This window comes from Shewanella sp. 1180_01 (assembly GCF_052850535.1).
In genome coordinates, this window is sequence record NZ_VXCT01000041.1 from 24,865 (window position 1) to 44,504 (window position 19,640).

Sequence of the window (19,640 nt, forward strand, 5' to 3'; positions counted from 1 at the left end):
GCGTTTTTGTCTTTCAACATTACTTATTTGTACGGCACCGCGGAAGAGTCGCGGATTACAGGCTCTGGTGTAAACACTTTAAATTGCTCAATTTTTTGCTCACGGCGACTAGCTATTAACAGCTCAGTGGCTATTTGGGCAATTTTCTCATTGGGCTGATGTACTGTGGTCAGTTTAGGCCAGGTTTGACGTGAGAATGGGCTATCTTCGAAACCGACAATCGATAAGTCTGCAGGGATATCTAAACCCGCTAAACGAGCCGCAAAAAGTGCTCCAGCGGCAATTTCATCATTACAAGCCACAATCGCAGTCGGACGATGTTTTAGTTTAATAAGCTTATTCGCACCGTCAACACCAGACTCAAATGAGTACTTCCCTTCAATTATGTAGTTTTCATTCAGTTTTAGGCCATTTATTGTTAATGCTTGTTTAAAACCAAGTAACCGTTCTTTAGTGGATTCATGGTGTAAATCCCCACTTAAAAACGCAATATGCTTGTGGCCTAAGTCAATCAGATGCTGGGTGATTTCAACTGCACCAAATTTATCGTTGACTAAAATAGTCAATCCATTCTGATCGTTGCCTTTTTCGCCTGCAATAATGCGCACATAGTTAGCATCAATCTCAGTAAGCGCTTTGAGTACTTTCGGATCTTCTGACAAGGGAGGCGTCAGCACTAACCCCGCTAGCCTAGAATATTTGACTAGTGCTGTAAGCTCATCACAAATGGTCTCTGATTTGGCATTGCAAGGGTGGATGACAAGTTCATAGCCCTTGTCTTTACAGGCTGCCAAGATCCCATTTTGCATATCAATAATGTAGTAAGCGTTTGGATTATCGTAAATAAAACCAATAGCATAGGATTTAGTACCCGCGAGGTTTCTCGCCGCTAAATTCGGTTGGTAGTTAAGTGCTTTTATCGCCTCGTTTACTTTGTCAACTGTGGCCTGCTTCACTGAAGGTTCGTTATTGGTGACACGGGATACTGTCTTGATAGACACTCCAGCATATTTAGCTACGTCGTTAATAGTGACTTTCATTGATGTAAAAACTCTTTATCTAAGGCCGCGAAGGGTTAACTGTTCTATGAACGTAAATTCTTTACTAGCAATTTACAAGCTTACATTTTTTATCAGTATTTTCTTACTTATACGTCTTATAGTGCGAGCTTTTGATGTGCTTAGCAATCCTGAATTGTTACAAATTGGCGTTAATTTATCGTTGTTGCAATTATGCTGGGAGTTGTAAATTTACGTCATAATATTAAAGCTCATGTTTTATAATGATTTTTGATAAAATGTATGATTCAAAATTCTGCTTTATGACATTTTTTTGCTTCCATCGTTATTTTGTTGTGGCAAGGCTGTTAATTATTGTGTAATGTTTGCACTAGACATGACAGCGTTGTCATTCCGCAGGGAATGGTTATGAATACTAAAACGATAATAAAGTTATGGAAGGGAAACGAGATGCGACCATCAATCTTTAAGAAAACTGTACTAGCAACAAATATTGCTGTCCTACTCGGCAGTGCTGTATCCATCAGCGCTGTCGCTGCAGATGCCGCGGCAACCACCGCTGCGCCTGAAAATATTGAAAAAATTGAAGTTCGCGGTATTCGCGCTTCAAATAAGGCCAATATCAATGAAAAACGATTTTCTAACGCAGTAGTGGATGCTGTTACTGCGGAAGATATTGGTAAATTTCCTGATTCTGATGTCGGCCAAGCTCTCGGTCGCGTCCCAGGCGTAACTGTGGGTCGTACATTTGGTCAAGGTAGTTCAGTTTCTATCCGTGGTACAGATCCTTTAATGACTCTGACCACCTTAAATGGCCAGAACGTAGCGTCTACTGGTTGGTACGATCAAATGAACGTCGACCGTTCGTTCAACTATTCTATGTTACCTTCTGAACTGATTGGTGGCATGGAAGTGTACAAGTCCACTCAAGCCAACCTTGTTGAAGGTGGTATCGGCGGTACTGTTATCGTTAAAACCCGTAAGCCTCTAGATATGGATGCTAATTCTGTATTTGTTTCTGCAAAGGGCGAATATGGAACTGTAAATGAAGATGTAGCACCTGAATTATCAGGTTTGTATAGCTGGAAAAATGATGACGAGACATTTGGTGTTTTAGTTGCGGGTTCATATATTGACCGTGAGTATTTACGGACTGGTACTGAAGCGGATTTAGATTGGGGTGGACGTTCTTCTGTTCAGCCATCTAGTTTCTTGCAGCAGCAAGAGCGAACTGCGCTAGATGCAACACTACAATTCAGACCAACGGATAATTTAGAATTAGGTGCGCACGTACTATCACTGAAACTCGGTGCTGATAGTATTGGCGCTAACATGTATATTGAAACTGATACAAACTGGGCTGGCGCCCCTAAAGATGGCACCGCTGGACCCGGTAATACAACTAATCCTTCAGCATGTAAACAATTCAATGCTGCTGGTGTTTGTACGTTAAGTGTCACACCTGAAAATGCGCCATCAGATGTGTTCTTCCAAAACTGGGCGCGTAAAGGTGAGATGACGTCAGATACCTTTGAGTTGAACGCTGACTATAAAGGTGATGGTTTCGCAATTTCAGGTGTTGCAGGAAAGACAAAAGCTGAAGGTGGTACTCAAATGAGTGCTAACTTTGGTTATGGTTGGTGGGGTGATAAATTTGGTCAAGTTAAGTGGGCTGGCACTGTAGATGCTACAGGTAAACAGGTAGATATTAATGGTCGTGATATGGGCTTTACCCAAGACCAATTAGATACAACTGTGAGTACATCAACTTGGACGGGGATTAAAGGACCTAACTCTGACGAAGAAACTTATTTTCAGTTAGATGTTGATTTTGACCTTGACCTAGGTGTTATCAATAAGTTCGAAACAGGTGTTCGTTACACACAACATGAGTTTGAGAAAAGCGAATACCGCGCCATCTATGATCCAACCAAAACAAATGAATTTAAAACTTCAGACCTTTACAGTGGCACAATGAAGTTAGGTTATGACGGTTGGACGATTCCTAAAGCTGACCTAGACGCTATGATTAATGCCACAGAGTCTCTGGTTGATCAATTTGCCTACAGCCGCTCAGCCTATGGTTTAATCGAAGAAGACAACCTATCTATGTATGGTATGTTCTCGTTTGATGGTGAAGGTTTCCGCGGTAACTTTGGTTTACGTTATATCCAGACTGATGTCACTTCGAGCGGTCATGTGATTGATAACTCACCAGCGGATATCTTAGCTGTTAACCAAGGTTGGAGTGAAGAGCTTCATAGCGTTAAAGACAGCTATAGTGATGTCTTACCGAGCTTCAACATTTCATTCGATTTAGCGCAGGATTTGATCTTACGTATGTCAGCAGGACAAGCTATTACCCGTCCTAACTACGATAATTTGTTCCTAGCAACTTTAACCGGATTCCCAGATGATCGTAAAGGGAATGAAGCTTTAACGAAAGGAACCCCAGGCCTAAAGCCGATGAAGTCCTCGCAGGCTGATTTGAGTCTTGAATATTACTATGGTGATGGCAATCTTGTTTCTGCTACATACTTTATAAAAGACATAAGTAATTTTATTGTCGCTTCGTCAGAGTTTAATCAATCCATTGGTATCATAAATAATGATTTAGAGGTGCCAGCTGATAGTTGGACCGTTAATACCTATGAAAATGCCGGTGGTGGTGAGATCGATGGTGTCGAACTGCAGTTAAACCATGCATTTGATAACGGTTTCGGTGTTAATGCGAACTATACATATGCAGATGGTAGTGCACCTTCAGAAGTTTATACTGACAACATAGGTATGTTTACTGAGTCATCAAAGCATAGTGCTAACTTAGTCGGCTACTGGGAGAATGATGATTTCTCAGCACGTGCCGCTTATAACTGGCGTTCTGAGTACATGGTTCGTGAATATGGTAAGTATTACGGCAACCGTATGCATGATGCCTTTGGTACACTCGATGTGACTTTAGGTTGGAATGTGACAGAAGCTATTGCATTACGTCTTGAAATTGTTAACTTAACAGCTGAAGATGACGTTCAATATGGTGCTGCCGGCGTAGGTACCGAAGTTAAGCCTGCGCTTCAAGATGATTTCCCTGCTTGGTCATTTAAAGGCGAAACTACATATAAACTTGGTGCTAGCTTTGTATTCTAACACTTTGTTGTAATTCAAAAGCCCAGTCTTGACTGGGCTTTTTTATAGGTAAACAAACACTATGAAAATCAAACGTATTGCAATTATAGGGGGCGGAACAGCTGGATGGTTAGCTGCAAATCACCTTGGGGCTGAGTTGTGCCATGATCCTGAAATAGAGATTACTTTGATTGAGTCGTTAGATGTGCCAACAATCGGTGTAGGTGAAGGAAGTGTTCCATATCTAGCGAAGGGATTGAAGCGGTTTGGCATTTCCGAAGCAGAGCTATTGCTGACTTGCGATGCGACTTTTAAGCAAGGAATCAAGTTTGTTAATTGGCTCGATAAAAATGTGCATGGAGACAACCATTACTATCATGCTTTCGATGCCCCTTACCCTGCAGGTATTGATGTCTCAAGTTACTGGGTTTCTCACGCGAGTCAACGTCCATTTGATGATGTTGGCATTCAGGCAAGGATTTGTGACTTAGGTTTATCCCCTAAGCGTAAAGGCTCGGGAGACTATGATGGGGCCTTATCTTATGCCTATCATTTTAATGCATTAAAGTTTGCAGGCTTATTAGCAAAGAACGCACAAAAAAAGTTTAATGTTAAGCATCAATTTGCCACTATTGTAGGAGTTGAACAGGATCAATTTGGACTGATTTCACATTTAATTACTGCTGATAATTCATCGTTAGCTTTTGATTTTTATGTGGATTGCAGTGGTTTTTCTTCGATCCTAATTGATAAAGTACTGAAAGTTCCTTTTGAAAGTAAATCAAGCGAGTTACTGACGGATACTGTTTTGGTGCAGCAAGTGCCTCTGAATGTAAGAGAAAATATCAATCCCTATACAACCGCGACGGCCCATAAGGCTGGTTGGATATGGGATATTCCACTCACTACGCGTCGCGGAACTGGCTTTGTGTACTCAAGTCGGCACATGAGTGATGAGGAGGCTTTAACGTTATATGCTGATTACTTACAAGTCGATAAAGTTCAATTCAAGCCGCGGAAAATTCCGATGGAGATTGGTTATAGGAAGAAGTTTTGGCATAAAAACTGTGTTGCTTTAGGATTGGCCCAAGGCTTTGTTGAGCCACTTGAGGCGACATCTATATTAGTTTCCGATTTTTCTGCTGAACTGTTAGCTCGTCATTTCCCTCGAACTATAGAGGATATTAGCGTCTCTACTTCATATTATAATAGTGTTATTACGTATGTTTGGGAGCGTGTTGTTGACTTCATTAAGTTGCACTATTGTATTTCTGACCGGAAAGATTCATCATTTTGGTTAGAGAATCAAAAAGAGGATACTATTTCATTTGAGTTAAAACAGCGCTTAGCTAGATTCAAATTACGTCCTCCGCATCAGTCTGACTTTTTTAGTCGTTTTGATTTATTTGATCATAAGAATTTTTTGTATGTTTTATATGGAATGAAATTTAAAACAAATCATTCAGTTTTATCTCAGCAAGAAATGAAACATTGTGAGACACTTTTCTCTGATAATGACCTCTTAGTTGGGCGAGCTGAAACCTTACTCTTAAATCATAGAGAATGGTTGGAAGGATTAATGCGCGCTGTTGAAGGTAAGACGCTTAAGTAGATAGTCATGAGGATATTAAATGTTAGTGCCTGTATTTGAACAAGCTATTTGTGTGTTTGATTTCGACGAATATGATAGTTTTGATGGTAAACACGAAACATACAGTACACTTGAAACGCTGTTTTCACTTCCTGATGTGATCAATGAAGGGAACGTTCCTGATGCGAAAGGAGGACGGGCATTATCAACTGCACATCTTTACAAAACCCATCCAATTCCACAATTATTAAACTTCAAAACTAACCCTTTAGGGGATTGGATTCTGAGACGTATATTTGAATCCGCTATTTTATTGGGGTTCCATAATACTCGTGATGTAAAGAAGCTTAAGTATCACCGAACTTGGGCGAATAGGATGGCGTATAATTGTGATGCAATTGCCCATAGGCATGCTAATAATGACTGGACGATTCCTCATCTAGTTGCAATATATTATACCGATGTACCAGATGAAAGTGCCGACTTGGTTTTTATTAATGATAGAGATAACAGTATTATGCGAGGGAATCATTGTTACGAATATCCGGCTGAGAAACAATATCTTGTCAAATCAAAAACAGGTCGACTTGTGTGCCATGACGCAAAATTTTTACATGGAACAACGGTACACAAGAGCCACTTACCACGTACATGCTTAGTTATTGAAGTTGGCTTTCCACCATTAAATAAATAGCGACTGAATCAAGATTTATTCTAGTGCATTATTTGAGCGAGTAGTATTTAAACTAAGAGTACTTAATTAAATTCTATCTTCAAGGCTTTGTGCGTTTTATGAGTTTTATAGTCTATTTTAACTTACAGCATAACAACTCCCGTCAAAATTATCCAAATGGAGAAAAAAAGTTTTAATACTTTTACTGGGAGATATAGCGCTAATTTACGAGCGAGTAATCCTCCGATAACGGCACCTGGGCCTGCGAATAACACTAACTCAAAGAGGGCATGGCTATTTGTTGAAAAAATATGAATAGGGCTTGCCGACCAAACTGTAATTGCAGAGACAATGACGCCGGTGGCGATCGCCATTTTGGCGCATAGTCCCCGTAACATCAGATAAATGACGACTAATTCACCGACGCCTACCGATAACCAAGCTGTGATAATGCCGCCGAAATAGCCAATGAGAGCGAGCCAAAGAAAATCGACTGGCCTTATAGCACGAGTTATTGGCGTGCTACTTTTGCTACTAATAACGATGGCGATACCGAGTACAATCGAGAAGATGCTGAAACTTGTGTGTAGCGAAGAGGGGAAGTTGAGCTGTAGTAATTGGCTACTCCAGAAACCTAAGACAGAAAAGAAGGCGGCAAGTAATGCTGCTTTCACAAAACCAGACCATGCGGCATCTTCTCGGTGACGCTTTTTATAATGCAGTGACCATGAAATCGCGCCTGCTGTCATACCAAAGCATTGGATCATAAATGAAGTCGCAACACTTTGAGACTCACTAAAGTTGAGGCTCGAAAAAACGGGAATAAAGATGACTCCACCGCCAGCTCCCGTCGAACTGGCAAATATCGCTCCTGTAATACCCAGAAAAATAAAGCGGCCATATTCTTGGATAAGATCAAATGGCGAATGAAAATGGCTCGCCCAAAATAACCAAGCTCCACAAAGTAGCAATATCAAACTGAGGTTTCGGTAGTGCCGAGTTAAGCGCGGAGCAGATTGGGTATTACTGGGCACTAATGTGTTAAGGGGACTCATCGATAGCTACCGTGATCTTTGTCATGTTATCGCCATGTTACCAATGAAAGACAACGTTGTCACATAAGCTTGAGTAAATAAATTAAACATTTAAGCCATTGAATAATAATGACTAGGTATGTCTATTCATAAAAAATAACAATAATTGTCAAAAAAATGTAGAAATCCTGTTCTTTCTTGTGTACTTTAATAATGACAACGCTGTCATCCGCTTGTGTGATACGTTGTTTGTAAGGTCTGCATGAGAGGATGAGGTCTCCTTTTCATGTGTTTGGCAGGAGTATTGCTGTCGGGCGGCGATACGTTTGTCTTTGATATTTTGATAGTCTCTCCCCAGAAACTAGCGTGGGCTGGGTACTGTAAGCAGTGCCCAGCCATTTTTTTAGGGTATTTTTACAATATGACTTCAATGCCTACCTCAGCATTTGAACGTTAGCGGCATAGATAAATAAAACTCACTGGTAAAAACCAGATAATAAAAAGAGGCTGCAATTTATGGCGATTCATTTAACGGCTGCGATGCGCGTCATTGCGACGGGCATGACGAGTGTCATTCGTTATGTTTTTACACTAACGAGCACACTTATCACTAAACGAGCAGCTTGCTGGTCACTGTTTATCATGGCTCTGACGGGGCTTTCAGCCTCATCCTTCGCTGTGTTTGCAGCCGATATTGCCTCAAGTCATTTTGCAGCTAATTCAAATTTAAATTCAAATTCAAACTCTAATTCTGGTTCCTCTGACGCCATTAAGTCTGACGTTTCTCACATTCAGGCGCCGATTTCAAAAACAATCGTCACCACCATACAGCAGACTTGGCAGCTAAATTTGCTTAAGGAAGCACTGCGCCGTTCGGATAGCGGCTATAAAGTGCAGCAAATGTCGACTCAAATGAATCAAAAACGCAAGGTCGAAGAAGCACTGGCTGGAACAGTCGATGTGTTTTGGAGTATGACCTCAAAAGAATTAGAAGAAACTGTGCTACCCGTGCGCATTCCATTGTTTAAAGGATTACTCGGTAATCGACTGCTGATTATCCGCAAAGCGGATGAAACGCGATTTGCAAATGTGAAAACCATGGCGGATTTTAGGCAGTTAAAGGCGGGGCAAAATCGTTATTGGCCCGATGCCACTATTTTAGGGGCCAATGGATTACCCGTCGTGACGAGTTATCAGTACACCAATTTATACCCCATGTTAGAAGGTGGGCGTTTTGATTATCTTGCCCTCGGCGCTCAGGAAATTGGTGAAGAACTTGCAAGTCATCCCGATCCCGCACTAAAGGTTGATAGCCATATTCTGCTGCAATATCGCTCGCCAGCTTATTTCTTTGTGTCCCCTAAGCGCCCCGAACTCGCGGCGGCCATTTTAGCCGGGCTTGAAAGTATGGTCAGCGACGGCTCTTTTGATGAGATGTTCAATCGCGAGCTAAAAATTGAGCAACTATACCGTGAGGCTAAGTTTGAACAACGGGTCATTATCCGCCTCGATACGCCTGATTTAAGCCCGTTAACGCCAATAGAACGCAAAGAATTATGGTTAGATCTCTTTAGTATGCAAGGTGCAACATAATGAAAACATTAGCCTTAAAAGTACAGATTGGGTTAGCGGCAGCGATTTTTATGATAGTCAGCGTTTTGTTCGGTGCATCTTACTGGTTGGCGAGCGATAAATTGGCCGCCAGTGAAACTAAGTTTGAAGACAATACCGTCGCCAATTTGCAAGTCACTATGGCGCAACCCATCTTCACCTACGATTATGAACAAATCCAAGCCGTGTTGTCTGTGATGCTTAAATCTGCACAGATTTATCATATCGTCGTGAGCGACCATCGCGGTAAAGTGTTAGCCGAGAGTCAACAGGCTCAAACGGTGGCCGATGAGTATTTGGTAAAACGTGAAATTCACTTTGCTGACCAAGGCAATCCGACGGGCCAATTGGCCATTCAGTTTTCTATGTTGCCCATTCGCGCTCAGTTGTCAGATTTACTCTTAGGTTATTTCTTGCAGGCGCTGTTAATTCTCGGTGGCAGTTTAATTGTTATCTTTATCATTCTTAAACGTTTAGTGATTAATCCACTGGAGAATGTTGTCCGCGCTATGGAAGAAATTGCCAGCGGTGAAGGTGATTTATGCCACAGATTACCCGTCGAGAGTCAGGATGAGATTGGTCAGCTTGCCAAGGCATTTAATGGTTTTGTAGAGCAAATCCACGGCACTATTTCCAAAGTGCACGAAACCTCAGGGCAATTACTGGGCGATGCCAAAGCGCTGGGGTCGCTGTCGCAAACCAACAATGATCGCGTGCAAACCCAACTAAAAGAAACCGAGGCCGCTGTGACGGCTGTAACTCAGTTGAGCGCCAGTGCTAACGAAGTTGCCATTAATGCCAAGCGCACCGCGGATGCGGCGAGTCAGGCTGATAAAGCGGTCGATGACAGTCAGCGGCAGTTTGATTCGGGATTAGACATTACCCGCAAGCTGGCATCTGAATTAGCCCGCTCGGCATTGTCCGTCTCACAGTTACAGCAAGAAACCCAAAAGATTGATGAAGTGGTTGTGGTGATCAACAGTATTGCCGAGCAAACCAACTTACTGGCGCTTAATGCTGCCATTGAAGCGGCAAGGGCAGGTGAACAAGGGCGCGGTTTTGCTGTGGTGGCCGACGAAGTGCGCACGTTGGCGAGCCGAACTCAACAAGCCACAGGTGAAATACAGAAAATGATCCAGCAGGTTCAGAGCCGAGTGGCAGAAACGGTCACTGTGATGCAAGCGAGCCAAGCCCTCTCGACTCAGGGCGTGAACCGCTCGGAAGAAATTAAGTTAGTACTCACTAAAGTGACTGATTTAGTCTCAAATATCAGTAATATGAACATCGAAGTTTCCCATGCGGCGCAGGAGCAAACCTGCGTCACCGAAGCGATTTCTCGTACGTTAAATGATCTTGCCAATGTCTCTGGTTCAGCCTCACTCGATAGCGAGCACTTAGCGCACTCGAGCGAGCGACTGTTTCACCAAGGGGAAAGACTGCGGACGTTAGTAACTTCCTTCAGATTGTAGCCATTTCTGGAGCTAGATAAGGATAATCATGAATAAAACACTCTCAGCAAGCGCCATTTTACTGGCTTTAGGATTAGCGGCCTGTACCGAGGCGCCTGTGACGCCTTCCGCAGCGTCAGCCGATAAGGCTGTGGCTCAAACACAGCAAGCTCAGGACGCATTAACTCAAGCGCAGTTACAACAACTCGGGGATTCGTTAGTCGTAACTTACCGTGTCGTGACCAATGTGCCAGACGATAAGTGCCTAAAAGATAAAGCCGATGGTCGCTGTTTTGTCGCTCAAATTGATTTCGTGCCCGGTATGGATTTAGCCAGCCAGGATTGGGAGATTTATTTAAGCCAAATGCGCCCAGTGCAATCGGTTGAAAGCGGTGAATTGACGATAACGCACGTTAAAGGTGATTTACATCGTATTACGCCAACGGCCGCTTTTAAGGGATTTATTAAGGGTGAGAAAAAGCAACTGACGTTCCGTGGTGAGCCGTGGCAATTGGCTGAAACCGACGCTATGCCAAACTATTACCTCGCAGCAAACGGATTAGAACCCGTCATTATCGCCAGCACTCAGGTAGGGAAAGATGCCGAAACGGGTTTAGAGACGCGTCCGTATGTTGAAGGGTTTACGAATTTTAAAACCCAATATCAACGCACTGAAACGGATAAACTCGCGCCAGCCGATGCCGCGCAATTATTTAAAGACAATCAAAGCGTGAGTGAAGATGCCGCCTTGGCTGTGGATACCATTATCCCAACGCCACAAAAGGTGAAGATCCATTCAACTGATACACCAGTATCCCTTGCTGGTGGTATTAAGCTCGAATATCAGCAAGATAACCCAGAGCAAAAGAGTCAAGTTGCGGCGGCGGTGGCACGTTTAGCTCGCCTGGGGGTGGCTGAATCTGCGAGTGGCATTACGGTGAAGTTTGCCCGCCAAAAAGGGAATGAGGGCAGTTATCGCTTAGATATTCAGCCAACTGAAATTGTGATCGCTGCCAATGATGCGGCGGGCTTCTCTTACGGTTTGTCATCATTAGCAAGCCTCGTGGATGTGAATTCGCTGAAAGTGAATGCAATGACCATTGAAGACAGCCCACGTTATCCGTTCCGTGGTATGCACATTGATGTGGCACGTAATTTCCACAGCAAACAATTGTTGCTGGATTTGCTCGACCAAATGGCGGCTTATAAGCTCAATAAACTGCATTTACACATGGCTGACGATGAAGGTTGGCGACTCGAAATCGACGGTCTACCAGAGCTGACCGACATCGGCAGTAAACGTTGCCATGATTTAGATGAAAATACCTGCCTATTACCGCAGTTAGGCAGTGGACCGTTTGGCGATACTAGCGTCAATGGCTACTACACCAAACAAGACTATATCGACATAGTGAAATATGCCGAGGCGCGTCAAATTCAAGTGATCCCATCGATGGATATGCCGGGTCATAGCCGCGCCGCGATTAAAGCGATGGATGCGCGTTTTCGTCGATTACAGGCTGAAGACGTAGAGCTTAAAAACACGGGCAAAGTGCAGGTTGTCCCTGTGCAGGAAACGGCAAATCAAGCTAGCACAGCGGTAAAAGCGTTAGATGCGGGCGAGCGTCAATTGCAAGCTGAAGGGCAAACCACTGCAGCTGAGCAATATTTGTTATCCGATGCAAACGACAAAACGGTTTATTCTTCAGTGCAATATTACGACGACAACACGCTTAACGTGTGTATGGAGTCGACCTATCAGTTTGTCGATAAGGTAATTGATGAAATTGCCAAGTTACACCAAGCCGCGGGTCAACCATTGACGCGTTACCACATTGGTGCCGATGAAACGGCGGGAGCTTGGAAACAATCTCCCCAGTGTTTAGCATTTGTCGCCAATAACGATAAAGGCGTTAAGTCGATAGATGACCTAGGCGCTTATTTTATCGAGCGAATTTCGACTATGTTAGCGGCCAAAGGCATTGAAGCTGCAGGATGGAGCGATGGCATGAGCCATGTTCGCCCTGAGAATATGCCCGCTAAAGTGCAGTCTAATATTTGGGATGTGATTGCCCATAAAGGCTATGAGCGCGCCAATCAGCAGGCGAATCTTGGTTGGGAAACCGTGCTCTCTAATCCTGAGGTGCTGTACTTTGACTTCCCCTACGAGGCCGATCCCAAGGAGCATGGTTATTACTGGGCGAGTCGTGCGACCAACAGCCATAAAGTCTTTAGCTTTATGCCTGATAACTTAGCCGCCAATGCCGAGCAATGGACCGATATTGAAAATCAGCCGTTCGAAGCGGACGACAGAATAAAACTCGATGAGGCGGGTAACAAAGTCTCGGGTCCAAGGGAGAAAGGCAAACCTTTTACTGGCTTGCAAGGGCAGATTTGGAGTGAGTCGATTCGCAGTGACGATACGATTGAATATATGGTGTTCCCGCGTTTGTTGATGCTGGCCGAGCGTGCTTGGCATCAAGCCGCGTGGGAAGTACCTTATCAATATCAAGGCGCTGTATATAATCAAAGCTCGGGTGCTTTTACTTTAGCCATGCGTGATGCACAGGCAAAGGATTGGCAACAACTCGCGAATACCTTAGGCCATAAAGAGTTTATTAAGCTAGATAAAGCGGGGATTGATTATCGCGTACCGACGGTCGGTGCTGAGATCCGTGAGGGCAAGCTGTTTGCCAATATCGCCTATCCCGGGCTCAAGCTTGAATACCGAAGCCTAAATGGCCAATGGCAAGCTTATCAAGCGGGACAGGCGGTTACTGCACCGATTGAGATCCGCGCCATTGCTGCCGATGGTATTCGTAAAGGCAGAAGTTTAATCGTTAACTAAATTGGTTTTTATATCTTGCTGTATTTTAAAAATAAAATACAGCCTTTTTGTTTTTCTGTGTCAGTGATTTCCTAAATTTGATTTTAGATCATAAATCACTTAAAAAAGTAAATGACAACGCTGTCATTTTTACTGTAACATTGAGTTAACTAAAGTTGAGCGCTGTATTAACGGCAAATAATAAGCAACGGTAGCGCTGCATTGATAGGTGAAGAGGGGTGTCATGGGGTTAGTCCAGACAAAAGATCAACAACTGTTTATAGGTGTAGATGGCGGCGGCAGTAAATGTCGAGCCACCATCTACTGCGCAGACGGTACCGTTTTAGGGACAGGTGTTGCTGGGCGTGCAAATCCACTGCATGGTCTCACGCAAACATTTGAATCCATTGAAGCATCGACTCGCCTGGCGTTGCTGGATGCGGGCATGAACGAGAGCGATAGTCACTTGCTGGTGGCGGGTCTTGGTCTTGCTGGCGTAAATGTCCCTAGGTTATATCAAGACGTGATCAACTGGCAGCATCCTTTTGCGGCCATGTATGTCACCACAGATCTGCATACGGCTTGTATTGGTGCCCACCGTGGTGCCGATGGCGCTGTGATCATCACGGGCACAGGTTCTTGCGGTTATGCCCATGTTGGTGATACCAGCTTGAGTATTGGCGGTTATGGTTTTGCATTAGGTGATAAGGGCAGCGGTGCTTGGCTGGGATTAAAAGCCGCCGAACACGTGTTGTTAGCACTCGATGGCTTTGCAGTACCAACCCGATTAACCGACATGCTGCTGAGCTACTTTAAGGCCACCGATGCGCTCGGTATTGTCGAAAATCTAGCTGGTAAATCATCAAGTTGCTACGCCGCATTAGCCAGAAGTGTGCTCGATTGCGCCAGTGAAGGTGACGCGGTCGCGACGGCGATAGTGCAAGAGGGCGCAGATTATATTAGCGACATGGCGCGTAAGCTATTTAGCCTAAATCCGGTGCGTTTTTCGATGATCGGTGGCCTTGCAGAGCCTTTACAAGCCTGGCTCGGTGCCGATGTGGTTGCCAAAATTTCAGAAACCTTAGCCCCACCCGAACTCGGTGCTATGTATTTCGCCCAGCAAGAATTTAATAAATAAGTCGTTTTCAGTGTATAGCCACTGAAGTTGAACCCCATCGAATGTGAAGGTAAAAAACATGACAAACACTATTATGGAGCAAGAAGCTCGCACCGCACCGCAAAAAATCGCTGGTCAGTTAGACGCTAACGCTGAAATCATGCAGCAGTTAGGTGAAAAGCTGCGCGCCTTCGATCCCCGTTTTGTAATGATCGTTGGTCGTGGTTCATCGGATCATGCGGGTGTGTTCGCTAAGTACTTATTTGAAATCGAAGCGGGCGTACCGACGTTTGCCGCCGCCCCTTCAGTGGCGAGTGTCTATGGTAAGACCTTGAAACTCCAAGGCGGTTTAGTGATTGTGATTTCACAATCTGGCCGCAGCCCTGATATTTTGGCGCAGGCGCGTATGGCAAAAAATGCCGGCGCTTTTTGTGTTGCCTTAGTGAATGATGAAACCGCACCGATTAAAGATATCGTCGATGTTGTTGTACCTTTACGCGCCGGCGAAGAAAAAGCGGTTGCCGCGACTAAGAGTTACCTCGCGACCTTGTCGGCGATTTTACAACTCGCCGCCGCTTGGACTCAAAGCGAATCGCTCGCTAGCGCCGTAGCGTCTTTACCCCAAGCGCTGCAAACGGCGGTGGACGCTGAGCCACAACTCACACCAGAATCCGTTGCAGACGTGAAGAACTTAGTCGTACTTGGCCGTGGTTTAGGTTATGCGGTATCTAAGGAAATCGCGCTTAAGTTAAAAGAAGTGTGTTCAATCCATGCCGAAGCATTCAGCAGCGCCGAGTTCCTCCACGGTCCTGTGACTTTAGTTGAGAAAAAACTCACTATTGTCGATGTGTGCATTGGTGATGAATCCTACGCTAGCCACATCGAACAGATTGAAAATGTGAGCCAACGCGGCGCCGATTTAGTGCATCTGAATCAAACCTCGACCGATATTCACCCCCGTGTGGCGCCGTTAGCCTTATTACAACGTTTCTATATCGACGTGGCTGCGGTTGCGATTGCCCGCGGTATCGACCCTGACCAACCGGCTGGCCTTAAAAAAGTGACGCAAACGCTCTAAGCTGCCGAAATTAAAGACTTAAGTCACTCGTGTTATTTATTGAAAGAGGTTTGCGATGAAAATCACCCTGATCGCCGAGCGTATTTTTGATGGTGAATATTTCCATCAAGATGTGCCAGTGACTGTTGAAGACGGGCACATTCTGGCGTTTGATACGGTTGTTGGCGCGAAGGAAATCCGCCAAGCCGGAACGCTGGTGCCAGGTTTTATCGATGTGCAAGTGAACGGTGGCGGCGGGGCGTTATTCAATGCCGAACCGAGTGTTAATTGTATTGAGATTATCGGCCGTGCCCATGCGCGTTTTGGCACTACCGGATTTTTACCTACGCTTATCACAGATGATGTCAGCGTGATGGCCAATGCGGCCGATGCAGTGGCCGAGGCTTTAGTCAAAGGTAGCGCAGGCGTTTTAGGGGTGCATTTTGAAGGGCCACATTTATCTGTGCCTAAAAAAGGTGTACATCCGCAGGGCTTTATTCGCGACATAACCGATGCTGAACTCGCGGTATTTTGTCGTCAAGATCTGGGGATTAAAGTCGTCACGCTTGCGCCTGAGAATGTGTCGCCAGAGGTGATCCGCACGTTTGTCGCTTCGGGCGTGAAGGTGTGTTTGGGCCATTCTAATGCCGACTACGACACTGTAGTTGCAGCATTAGCGGCAGGCGCGACGGGCTTTACCCATCTTTATAATGCGATGTCACCATTGGGCTCCCGTGAGCCGGGCATGGTTGGCGCGGCGATTGAGAGTGAAACCGCGTGGTGTGGTTTGATTGTCGATGGTCACCATGTGCACCCAGCGGCGGCAAAGGTTGCACTAAGGGCAAAAGTGAGGGGCAAGATGATGTTAGTCACCGATGCTATGCCACCTGTCGGTATGGACGATGAGACGAGCTTCGAGCTCTTTGGTACAAAAGTGCTGAGAGTAGGCGACAGATTAAATGCCGTGACCGGTGAGCTGGCGGGCTGTGTGCTCGATATGGCGACAGCGGTCAATAATACCGTCAACTTGTTGGGTTTACCTTTGGCGGAAGCCTTAAGAATGGCGGCGCTTTATCCCGCGCAGTTCCTCGGGATTGACCATAAGGCTGGCCGTTTAGCACTGGGACATAGGGCTGACTTTGTCTTGCTCGATGCGCAGAACAAAGTGCAGGCAAACTACATTGCTGGAAATGCAGTTTATGTTCGCCCTTAGTGTGCGTTGAGTGAGCAAAGCGTTAACCTTGGCCCTTGTCGTATTTTGATGACAGGGGCTAAGTTTTTTTATTGTACAGCATTAGTTTGGCTCAACTTTACTAAAAGCTTTTAATAACAATAATAAAGGATGATGGCATGGGGACGACACAGACAAATGCAATTGCGCCAGTAAAGGTGAATAAACCTAGGTTGATGTCGCTGGATGCACTGCGCGGTTTCGATATGTTTTGGATTTTGGGCGGTGAGGCTCTGTTTGGTGGCTTGCTTATTCTAACGGGCTGGGCAGGTTGGCAATGGGGGGATGAACAGATGCACCATAGCCAATGGCACGGCTTTCGGTTTTACGATTTGATTTTTCCGCTGTTTATTTTCCTCTCTGGTGTGGCCTTAGGTTTATCTCCCAAACGTTTAGATAAATTACCCCTGAGTGAGCGGTTACCTGTGTATCGGCATGGGATTAAACGACTCTTCTTATTGCTGCTACTGGGCATTTTATACAATCACGGTTGGGGTACGGGCGCGCCTGCCGATCCTGAAAAAATTCGCTATGCCAGTGTGTTAGGCCGTATCGCCTTTGCATGGTTCTTTGCCGCATTATTGGTGTGGCATACGAGTCTACGAACCCAAATTATCGTCGCCTTGGGTATTTTGCTTGGTTATGGCGCAATGCAACTTTGGTTACCTTTCCCTGGTGGACAGGCAGGCGTGCTCTCGCTAACGGAATCCATTAATGCCTATGTCGATTCGATGTTATTACCCGGCGTGAGCTATCAGGGACGTACACCCGATCCTGAAGGTTTATTGTCGACTATCCCCGCCATAGTCAATGCGTTAGCGGGGGTGTTTGTCGGCCACTTTATTGTTAAATCCCACCCTAAAGGTGAGTGGGCTAAAGTGGGATTGCTCGCCGCTGCGGGTGGCATTTGCTTAGCCTTAGGTTGGTTGTTGGATCTTGTCATTCCGGTCAATAAAGAGCTGTGGACCAGTTCATTTGTGCTGGTGACGTCGGGCTGGAGCATGATTCTGCTGGCAGTGTTCTATGCCTTAGTCGATGTGCTTAAGTGGCAAAAAGCCGCCTTTTTCTTCGTGGTGATAGGCACCAACGCCATCATCATTTATTTAGCGTCGAGCTTAGTGGATTGGAAATATATCGCCCAAAGCGTGTTTGGCGGCTTAGTGCAGGCCTTGCCTGAAAGCGCTCAAACGTTAGCTGCGGTTGTCAGCTTGCTTGCTGTGCAGTGGCTGGTTTTATATTGGATGTATCGCCGCAATATTTTTGTCAGGATTTAGTCAGTTCGCTTAATCGCTTGAAATAAGCCGCACACACTCAGTGTCTGCGGCTTTTTTTACATTATTTTATGGATGTGAGTTACAACTTAGCTATCGGCCAATTGATGATTACGAGGGAATATTCGCGAGAATTTATTAAATGACAGCGTTGTCTTTTTGTGTTATTTGTTTTAACATCACTGAAACAATGGTGCGTTTGGATGATAACATTAGCCATTGCGGACGAGTCGCGATACGGATATTCGGGAACTTAGGCATTAATGTAAACCCCGTTATCACCTCAATAATTAATTACTATAAGAAGCAGGTTTATGGAAATGACACTCGATAAAAGCCAGCAAAAAAGCAGCTTTCTCCCCATGGCCATAGTGGCCGCTCTCTTTTTCATCCTGGGATTCGCCACTTGGTTGAATGGGTCTTTGATGCCATATTTGAAACAAATATTGCAACTCAATCCCTTTCAAGCGTCGTTGATCCTGTTTTCTTTTTATATCGCAGTGACCTTTACTGCCTTGCCATCCGCCTGGCTTATTCGCAAAGTCGGTTATAAGAATGGCATGGCGATCGGCATGGGCGTGATGATGCTGGCGGGTTTACTGTTTATCCCCGCCGCGGAAACCCAAATATTTGCCTTGTTCCTATTGGCCCAATTAGTGATGGGCACAGGCCAAACCCTATTACAAACTGCGGTTAACCCTTATGTGGTGCGTTTAGGCCCTGAAGAATCCGCCGCTGCCCGTGTGAGCGTGATGGGCATTTTGAACAAAGGTGCGGGCGTGATTGCGCCTGTGGTGTTCTCTGCACTGATTTTAGACAGCTTTAAAGACCGTATAGGTACTGAGCTGACTCAAATTCAAATTGAAGAAATGGCTGATGGTCTAGTATTCCCTTATTTAGGCATGGCGATTTTTATCGGCATTTTGGCGTTAGCGGTGAAGAAGTCGCCATTACCAGAATTATCTAATGAAGATGAAGCCGTTGAAAATACCGATAAAGGCCAACTTAAAGCGGCGCTGTCTCACCCTAACTTAGCTTTTGGCGTGCTAGCGCTGTTTTTTTATGTGGCGGTGGAAGTGATAGCCGGTGACACTATCGGCACTTTTGCGTTATCACTCGGGGTTGAACATTACGGGGTGATGACCTCCTATACCATGGTGTGTATGGTGCTAGGTTACACGCTTGGTATTCTGTTAATTCCTCGCTTTATTTCACAGCATAAGGCTTTGATGGTGTCGGCCATTTTAGGTTTATTACTGACATGCGGTATTTTGTTCGGCGACAATAACTCCTACGCTATCGCGAATGTTGTGTTAGTGCCTTTTGGTGGTGTCGCGCTACCTGACACCCTGTTGATGATTGCCTTCCTTGGTTTAGCCAATGCGATCGTTTGGCCTGCAGTATGGCCGCTAGCTTTGTCTGGGATGGGCAAATTGACCAGTACGGGTTCTGCGCTTCTCATTATGGGGATTGCTGGTGGCGCCTTTGGTCCAGTGTCTTGGGGCTTAATGAGCTCGGCGACAGATATGGGCATGCAGGGCGGTTATATTGTGATGTTGCCCTGTTATCTGTTCATCCTGTTCTACGCGGTGAAAGGCCATAAGATGCGTAGTTGGTAGACAAGTCAGCTTGAAT

At 45.1% G+C, this 19,640-nt stretch carries 13 protein-coding genes; 11 read left to right on the forward strand and 2 right to left on the reverse strand.

All coding sequences use genetic code 11. From position 1 onward, the window contains the following. Nucleotides 1–23: 23 nt before the first annotated feature. On the reverse strand, nucleotides 24–1,040 hold the full coding sequence (locus FW758_RS17805; protein WP_446446089.1) for a LacI family DNA-binding transcriptional regulator: 1,017 nt from the start codon (nucleotides 1,038–1,040) through the stop codon (nucleotides 24–26). Nucleotides 1,041–1,469: 429 nt separating this feature from the next. Between FW758_RS17805 and FW758_RS17810 the strand changes: the two genes are divergently transcribed. The 3 genes from FW758_RS17810 (at nucleotide 1,470) to FW758_RS17820 (ending at nucleotide 6,430) form a co-directional block, all read left to right on the forward strand. Then, complete coding sequence (locus FW758_RS17810; RefSeq protein WP_347099131.1) at nucleotides 1,470–4,166, forward strand: TonB-dependent receptor; 2,697 nt, start codon at nucleotides 1,470–1,472, stop codon at nucleotides 4,164–4,166. 61 nt (nucleotides 4,167–4,227) lie between these two features. Further along, nucleotides 4,228–5,757, forward strand: coding sequence for a tryptophan halogenase family protein (locus tag FW758_RS17815; protein WP_446446090.1), 1,530 nt, complete (start codon nucleotides 4,228–4,230; stop codon nucleotides 5,755–5,757). A gap of 19 nt (nucleotides 5,758–5,776) precedes the next feature. Further along, nucleotides 5,777–6,430, forward strand: coding sequence for a putative 2OG-Fe(II) oxygenase (locus FW758_RS17820; RefSeq protein ID WP_446446091.1), 654 nt, complete (start codon nucleotides 5,777–5,779; stop codon nucleotides 6,428–6,430). Nucleotides 6,431–6,552: 122 nt separating this feature from the next. On the opposite strand, the gene FW758_RS17825 is transcribed toward FW758_RS17820, so the two are convergent. Next, nucleotides 6,553–7,464, reverse strand: coding sequence for a sulfite exporter TauE/SafE family protein (locus FW758_RS17825; RefSeq protein WP_446446092.1), 912 nt, complete (start codon nucleotides 7,462–7,464; stop codon nucleotides 6,553–6,555). Between the two features lie 495 nt (nucleotides 7,465–7,959). Between FW758_RS17825 and FW758_RS17830 the strand changes: the two genes are divergently transcribed. From FW758_RS17830 to nagP, 8 genes are all read left to right on the forward strand, one after another. Beyond that, on the forward strand, nucleotides 7,960–9,036 hold the full coding sequence (locus tag FW758_RS17830) for a substrate-binding periplasmic protein (protein ID WP_446446093.1): 1,077 nt from the start codon (nucleotides 7,960–7,962) through the stop codon (nucleotides 9,034–9,036). Then, nucleotides 9,036–10,523 (forward strand): methyl-accepting chemotaxis protein, encoded by a 1,488-nt coding sequence (locus FW758_RS17835; RefSeq protein ID WP_446446094.1) that lies wholly within the window; start codon nucleotides 9,036–9,038, stop codon nucleotides 10,521–10,523. Before FW758_RS17830 ends, FW758_RS17835 begins: the two co-directional genes overlap by 1 nt. Before the next feature lie 28 nt (nucleotides 10,524–10,551). Then, the gene (locus tag FW758_RS17840) at nucleotides 10,552–13,350 is read left to right on the forward strand and encodes a family 20 glycosylhydrolase (protein WP_446446095.1); all 2,799 of its coding nucleotides are present in this window, start codon (nucleotides 10,552–10,554) and stop codon (nucleotides 13,348–13,350) included. Nucleotides 13,351–13,573: 223 nt separating this feature from the next. Beyond that, entirely contained in the window at nucleotides 13,574–14,467 is an 894-nt protein-coding gene (gene nagK, locus FW758_RS17845) for an N-acetylglucosamine kinase (RefSeq protein ID WP_446446096.1), read from the forward strand. Between the two features lie 58 nt (nucleotides 14,468–14,525). After that, nucleotides 14,526–15,524, forward strand: a complete 999-nt coding sequence (gene nagB-II, locus FW758_RS17850; protein WP_446446097.1) for a glucosamine-6-phosphate deaminase NagB-II — start codon at nucleotides 14,526–14,528, stop codon at nucleotides 15,522–15,524. Nucleotides 15,525–15,579: 55 nt separating this feature from the next. Beyond that, a complete protein-coding gene (nagA, locus tag FW758_RS17855) occupies nucleotides 15,580–16,716 on the forward strand; it encodes an N-acetylglucosamine-6-phosphate deacetylase (RefSeq protein WP_446446098.1) in 1,137 nt (378 codons plus the stop codon). A 137-nt stretch (nucleotides 16,717–16,853) separates the two neighbouring features. Further along, nucleotides 16,854–18,008 (forward strand): transmembrane glucosamine N-acetyltransferase NagX, encoded by a 1,155-nt coding sequence (gene nagX / locus FW758_RS17860; RefSeq protein WP_446446099.1) that lies wholly within the window; start codon nucleotides 16,854–16,856, stop codon nucleotides 18,006–18,008. A gap of 317 nt (nucleotides 18,009–18,325) precedes the next feature. Beyond that, nucleotides 18,326–19,624, forward strand: coding sequence for an N-acetylglucosamine MFS transporter NagP (gene nagP / locus FW758_RS17865; protein ID WP_259513245.1), 1,299 nt, complete (start codon nucleotides 18,326–18,328; stop codon nucleotides 19,622–19,624). Nucleotides 19,625–19,640 lie beyond the last annotated feature (16 nt).

What these genes read in the sequence shown, in the direction of transcription:
- nagB-II (WP_446446097.1), top strand. Translation starts at nt 14,526, where the DNA reads ATGACAAACACTATTATGGAGCAAGAAGCTCGCACCGCACCGCAAAAA.
- FW758_RS17835 (WP_446446094.1), top strand. Translation starts at nt 9,036, where the DNA reads ATGAAAACATTAGCCTTAAAAGTACAGATTGGGTTAGCGGCAGCGATT.
- FW758_RS17840 (WP_446446095.1), top strand. Translation starts at nt 10,552, where the DNA reads ATGAATAAAACACTCTCAGCAAGCGCCATTTTACTGGCTTTAGGATTA.
- FW758_RS17820 (WP_446446091.1), top strand. Translation starts at nt 5,777, where the DNA reads ATGTTAGTGCCTGTATTTGAACAAGCTATTTGTGTGTTTGATTTCGAC.
- nagX (WP_446446099.1), top strand. Translation starts at nt 16,854, where the DNA reads ATGGGGACGACACAGACAAATGCAATTGCGCCAGTAAAGGTGAATAAA.
- FW758_RS17810 (WP_347099131.1), top strand. Translation starts at nt 1,470, where the DNA reads ATGCGACCATCAATCTTTAAGAAAACTGTACTAGCAACAAATATTGCT.
- FW758_RS17815 (WP_446446090.1), top strand. Translation starts at nt 4,228, where the DNA reads ATGAAAATCAAACGTATTGCAATTATAGGGGGCGGAACAGCTGGATGG.
- FW758_RS17830 (WP_446446093.1), top strand. Translation starts at nt 7,960, where the DNA reads ATGGCGATTCATTTAACGGCTGCGATGCGCGTCATTGCGACGGGCATG.
- nagK (WP_446446096.1), top strand. Translation starts at nt 13,574, where the DNA reads ATGGGGTTAGTCCAGACAAAAGATCAACAACTGTTTATAGGTGTAGAT.
- FW758_RS17805 (WP_446446089.1), bottom strand. Translation starts at nt 1,040, where the DNA reads ATGAAAGTCACTATTAACGACGTAGCTAAATATGCTGGAGTGTCTATC.
- nagA (WP_446446098.1), top strand. Translation starts at nt 15,580, where the DNA reads ATGAAAATCACCCTGATCGCCGAGCGTATTTTTGATGGTGAATATTTC.
- nagP (WP_259513245.1), top strand. Translation starts at nt 18,326, where the DNA reads ATGACACTCGATAAAAGCCAGCAAAAAAGCAGCTTTCTCCCCATGGCC.
- FW758_RS17825 (WP_446446092.1), bottom strand. Translation starts at nt 7,464, where the DNA reads ATGAGTCCCCTTAACACATTAGTGCCCAGTAATACCCAATCTGCTCCG.